This window comes from Citrobacter sp. wls826 (assembly GCF_005281245.1).
GTDB classification, from domain to species: Bacteria; Pseudomonadota; Gammaproteobacteria; order Enterobacterales; family Enterobacteriaceae; genus Citrobacter; species Citrobacter braakii.
In genome coordinates this window covers 1-5038 of sequence record NZ_SZWS01000018.1, presented here as the reverse complement: position 1 = coordinate 5038, position 5038 = coordinate 1, and the positions used below count along the sequence as shown (strand labels likewise).

The window sequence follows — 5038 nt, the reverse complement described above, 5'->3', positions numbered from 1 at the left end:
CCGGATGGGGTTGCGCCGCCATCCGGCATTTTACTGTTCATTATGCCGTTAATTTAACCGGTTCATCATTAAAATCGTCAGCAGGCTCCAGCGCCAGATTCAGCGACGTTAACAACCCACGTAATTTTTCATGAAATTCACGTAAGGTGTATTCCAGTCGCTCTACCACTTCAGTCTCTTTCACCGGCACCGCAGTCCAGTTCCCGTCTTTATCGAACAAGCCAAACTGGTAGCTGTACGTGAAGCGTTTTTCCTGCGCCTCCAGTTCCATCCACCAGCCCCAAAACTCGCGTTTCTCTGGGGCGGGTTTCACATTGACGCAAACAGCCAGACAATCGAAAAAAAACCGATTATCTTCGCACTGCCCTTCCCGGATGTACGGGCCAAGCGCGGTGAATTTCTTGATCAATCTACTTTTCGGATGCCCACTCGGTAACGTCATTACGATCTCCTTAGGTGAAGCACCTGTTTTACCAAATCGATAAAATTTAGCAAACTTTTAACACAATCTCTGATTGATCCAACCGGTTATTTCCTGCAGCCCTTTGTCAAAATTGCGATACACCGGGTTGAATGGAATCTCCAGCAGCTTACCGTCAGAAGATGAAGATGTGATTAAACGCGACTCCTCTTCCGGGCTAAACGGATCGTTTTTCCAGAACCCCGACAGCATTGGCGTCGGGCAGCGTCGGCCCAGCAGGCCCTGCACTTTTAATGAATAGCGATTAAGCTCAACGCGCAACGCTTCATCGGATGCGTCGTGCATTCCCAAACGACTGGCCAGAACGTCAAGGTACATTTCCGGGACGCTTGCCTGGCGCTGCGGGTCGCTAAGCAGCGCATGAACCACCGGCCCCAAACAGGCCACCGCCTTCAGACGTGATGATTCCAGATACGCCAGGCGTACTGCCACGTTGGCGCCAAAACGGAAGCCGAAGGCCGCCACACGGGTGTGATCCACCCACGGAACATTCGGCAGCGCTTTTAATACGTGCTGGTGCAGCAGGCTGGAGTCCTGGGTCAGTTTCCATTTTGACGAGAACCCGACCGACGGCATATCCAGCGTCAGCATGGCAATACCGCGCGGGGCAAAGTAGCGCTCATACAGAGTGTAATAATCCGTTTGCATGGAATCGAGGCCACCGCACATCAGCACCGTCGGGAACGGACCGTCGCCTTTTGGCATATGCAGGAAGCCGGTAATCGGCGCGCCGCCGGTAACGGCAAATTCCATCTCACGCAGCGTGCCCGGCAGACGCTGTGCGGCCTCTTCATAGGCGCGATTGGCCAGAGCCTGCGCCTGCTCTGCCAGCTCATCGCCTTTTAAGTGCGGATAAGCAGCGATGTTGTAGAGCGTGGAAGCATGCAGCCAGTGGCGTCCGCTCACCTGCGGATCCTCTTCCATAGAGGCTTTCTGTTGCCAGTCCATCGCCTGCTTCGCCCACTCGTAAATCCAGTTTCCGCCGCGATAGCCGATAACCGTGTCGTAAAGCTCTTTATCGGTGCGTTCGGCTTCGCTCATGACGATACGCGCCTGCACTTCGAGGATTTCGCGCGGATCGACGCCACGCCAGATCCACATCAGGCGGTTCACCATGCGGTACCAGTGCGGGATGGTTTTGCCATCCAGGGTCGATTGTACGGACGGCTGCGCGCCGTGATTAAAACGACGAACCAGCGTTGACGTTTCAGGGTGTTTGAAGCGGGGTTTAAACAGGACTTCGCTGAGGTTAGCCTGTGACATGATTGCAGCCTCCATGAGTACTCACTAAGGCATAGTGTAACCTGACACAGCACAAAAAGAACAACGCCCGACAGTGCGGGCGTTGAAAACTTTTTAGATTAGCGACCCGAGATCGGCGGAACGAACACTACGCCCATATCCCATGGCTGCTCAATCCAGGTATCCTGAGGGATATCAACAACATAATCATTCACCAGCGGGCGACCTGCCGGCTTAGCGAAAATAGTGACGAAATGCGCTTTAGGGTACATTTCGCGGATCGCTACGGCGGTACCACCGGTGTCAACCAGGTCATCAATTACGATGAAACCTTCACCGTCGCCTTCGGCACGCTTCAGCACTTTCAGTTCGCGCTGGTTGTCGTGATCGTAACTGGAGATGCATACGGTATCGACATGACGAATACCCAATTCACGCGCCAGCAATGCGCCCGGCACCAGACCACCACGGCTAACGGCAATAATGCCTTTCCATTGTTCAGAAGGCATCAGGCGGCTTGCCAGTTTACGTGCATGGATCTGCAACATGTCCCAGGTGACGACGTATTTTTCGCTCATGTGAAGTGTCCCAGCCTGTTTATCTACGGCTTAAAAAGTGTTCGAGGGGGAAATAGGTTGCGCGAGATTATAGAGATCTGACGCACTAAAAACCAGTGTTTCGCGGAATCCGCGCCTCTTTTTGCATGCTTTATGCTAGCCGTCAGCGGAGAAAGTGGTATTCTCAATCGCATCGCGCAAGCCTGACTTGTGATGTTTTTAATTCTGCTAACCCTGTGGCCTGCAAGCAAGTTTTGTAGGACATCGCCAAGGAGACTCAACGTGTCTGAACTGTCTCAGTTATCCCCGCAACCGCTGTGGGATATTTTTGCCAAAATCTGTTCTATTCCTCATCCGTCCTACCATGAAGAGCAGCTCGCTGAACACATTCTGAGCTGGGCCCAAGAGAAAGGTTTTCACGTCGAGCGCGATCAGGTCGGTAATATCCTGATTCGCAAACCCGCTACCGCAGGAATGGAAAACCGCAAGCCGGTCGTTCTGCAAGCGCACCTGGATATGGTCCCGCAGAAAAATAACGACACCGTGCACGACTTCACTAAAGATCCTATCCAGCCTTATATTGACGGCGAATGGGTAAAAGCCCGTGGCACCACGCTGGGTGCGGATAACGGCATCGGTATGGCGTCCGCACTGGCCGTTCTGGCTGATGACAACGTGGTACACGGTCCGCTCGAAGTGCTGCTGACCATGACCGAAGAAGCAGGTATGGATGGCGCGTTTGGTCTGCAGGCTAACTGGCTGCAGGCAGATATCCTGATCAACACCGACTCTGAAGAAGAAGGTGAGATCTATATGGGTTGCGCAGGCGGTATCGACTTTACCTCTAACCTGCCGCTGTCCCGTGAAGCAATCCCGGCTGGCTTCCAGAGCTTTAAGCTGACGTTGAAAGGCCTGAAAGGCGGTCACTCCGGTGGCGAAATCCACGTTGGTCTCGGTAACGCTAACAAGCTGCTGGTACGCTTCCTGGCGGGTCACGCTGAAGAGCTGGATCTGCGTCTGGTTGATTTCAACGGCGGTACGCTGCGCAACGCGATTCCGCGTGAAGCCTTTGCCACCCTCGCCGTGGCGGCAGATAAAGTTGATGCGTTAAAAGCGCTGGTCAACACCTACCAGGAAATCCTGAAAAACGAACTGGAAGCCAAAGAGAAGAACCTGGCTCTGCTGCTGGATGCCGTTACTCACGACAAAGCCGCGCTGACCACTCAGTCTCGCGACAGCTTCGTACGTCTGCTGAACGCCACCCCGAACGGTGTTATCCGCAATTCCGACGTAGCCAAAGGCGTGGTAGAAACCTCCCTGAACGTCGGCGTTGTAACCATGACTGACGACAACGTTGAAATTCACTGCCTGATCCGTTCCCTGATCGACAGCGGTAAAGACTACGTGGTAAGCATGCTGGATTCACTGGGTAAACTGGCTGGCGCGAAAACCCAGGCCAAAGGCGGATACCCTGGCTGGCAGCCGGATGCTAACTCTCCGGTTATGCACCTGGTTCGCGAAACCTACCAGCGTCTGTTCAACAAAACGCCAAACATCCAGATCATTCACGCCGGTCTGGAATGTGGCCTGTTCAAGAAACCGTATCCGGAAATGGACATGGTTTCCATCGGGCCAACCATCACCGGTCCGCACTCCCCGGATGAGCAGGTTCATATCGAAAGCGTTGGTCACTACTGGACGCTGCTGACTGAACTGCTGAAGTCTATTCCGGCGAAGTAAGATTCTGCGCTAAATGCCGGATAGCGCTGCGCTTATCCGGCAATCCATCAGAGTCACAGCCCCAACAGCAGCTGTCTTTCCTGTTGGGGATCAAGCAGCGTGACGTGTAATCCCACCAGCCTCACGCCTCGCCCTCCCCGACGTTCTTCCCAGGTTTTACGCGCCGTCGCAATTAAGTCATCTTTATTTAAGCGCGGCCAGACGTGCTCCTGCGTGGTCTGCTGAAAATCATTAAACTTGAGTTTTATCCCCTGGCGAGCGATAAGGAGATCCGGCTTTACCTTGGCCAGACGCCGTTCCAGTTCGGGATAAAGCCGCTCAATAATCGCCTCACACTCTGACCACTCATGAATATCTTCCGCCAGCGTGCGCTCCACGCCGACGGATTTGCGCAGTCTGTCGTTGTTAACGTCCCGCTCGTCAATGCCCTGGCTTCGCTCCCACAGCACGCGACCAAACTTACCAAAACGTTTGAGCAGCATTGCCAGGTCGTATTTTTGAACATCCTCGCAGGTACGCAATCCCATTGATTCCAGCTTCGCGGCGGAGACTTTGCCGACGCCGGGAATTTTGCCGAGCGGTAACGTTTTGAGAAATTCAGGAACATCGGCAGGGGTAATCACATATTGCCCGTTGGGCTTGTTGAGATCGGAGGCTATTTTTGCCAGAAATTTGACCGGCGCAATCCCGGCGGAGGCGGTTAGCTGCAGCTCGTTAAAAATCGTCTGGCGGATCTCCTGGGCGATCAGCGTGGCAGAACCGTGGCAGTAGGTGCTGTCGGTTACATCCAGATAGGCTTCATCCAGCGACAGGGGTTCAATCAGCGAGGTATAGCGGGAGAAAATCGCCTGAATCTGGCGGGAGGCTTCTTTGTAAGCCTCGTAGCGACCGGGTAATAAGGTAAGATGCGGGCATAGCTTTAACGCCATTCCCGTTGGCATCGCGCTACGCACGCCAAATTTGCGCGCCGGGTAATTGGCTGTACTGATAACCCCCCGGCGCTCCCGGCTGCCGCCGA

The 5038-nt window shown here is 54.1% G+C and carries 5 protein-coding genes; 1 reads left to right on the top strand and 4 read right to left on the bottom strand.

The window, feature by feature from the left end:
- Positions 1–40 precede the first annotated feature (40 nt).
- The 3 genes from crl to gpt all read right to left on the bottom strand — a co-directional run bounded on the left by crl (position 41) and on the right by gpt (position 2301).
- On the bottom strand, positions 41–442 hold the full coding sequence (gene crl / locus FDW87_RS02760; protein ID WP_016151866.1) for a sigma factor-binding protein Crl: 402 nt from the start codon (positions 440–442) through the stop codon (positions 41–43).
- Between the two features lie 57 nt (positions 443–499).
- Complete coding sequence (frsA, locus tag FDW87_RS02755) at positions 500–1744, bottom strand: esterase FrsA (protein ID WP_016155767.1); 1245 nt, start codon at positions 1742–1744, stop codon at positions 500–502.
- 98 nt (positions 1745–1842) lie between these two features.
- Positions 1843–2301: a xanthine phosphoribosyltransferase gene (gene gpt / locus FDW87_RS02750; RefSeq protein ID WP_003031380.1), complete on the bottom strand. Its 459-nt coding sequence runs from the start codon at positions 2299–2301 to the stop codon at positions 1843–1845.
- A gap of 261 nt (positions 2302–2562) precedes the next feature.
- Between gpt and pepD the strand changes: the two genes are divergently transcribed.
- Positions 2563–4020 (top strand): cytosol nonspecific dipeptidase, encoded by a 1458-nt coding sequence (pepD, locus tag FDW87_RS02745; protein ID WP_016151863.1) that lies wholly within the window; start codon positions 2563–2565, stop codon positions 4018–4020.
- A gap of 53 nt (positions 4021–4073) precedes the next feature.
- Here pepD and dinB read toward each other — a convergent pair.
- On the bottom strand, positions 4074–5038 hold a 965-nt coding region (gene dinB / locus FDW87_RS02740), incomplete at its 5' end, for a DNA polymerase IV (RefSeq protein WP_137379434.1).

What these genes read in the sequence shown, in the direction of transcription:
- gpt (WP_003031380.1), bottom strand. Translation starts at nt 2,301, where the DNA reads ATGAGCGAAAAATACGTCGTCACCTGGGACATGTTGCAGATCCATGCA.
- crl (WP_016151866.1), bottom strand. Translation starts at nt 442, where the DNA reads ATGACGTTACCGAGTGGGCATCCGAAAAGTAGATTGATCAAGAAATTC.
- frsA (WP_016155767.1), bottom strand. Translation starts at nt 1,744, where the DNA reads ATGTCACAGGCTAACCTCAGCGAAGTCCTGTTTAAACCCCGCTTCAAA.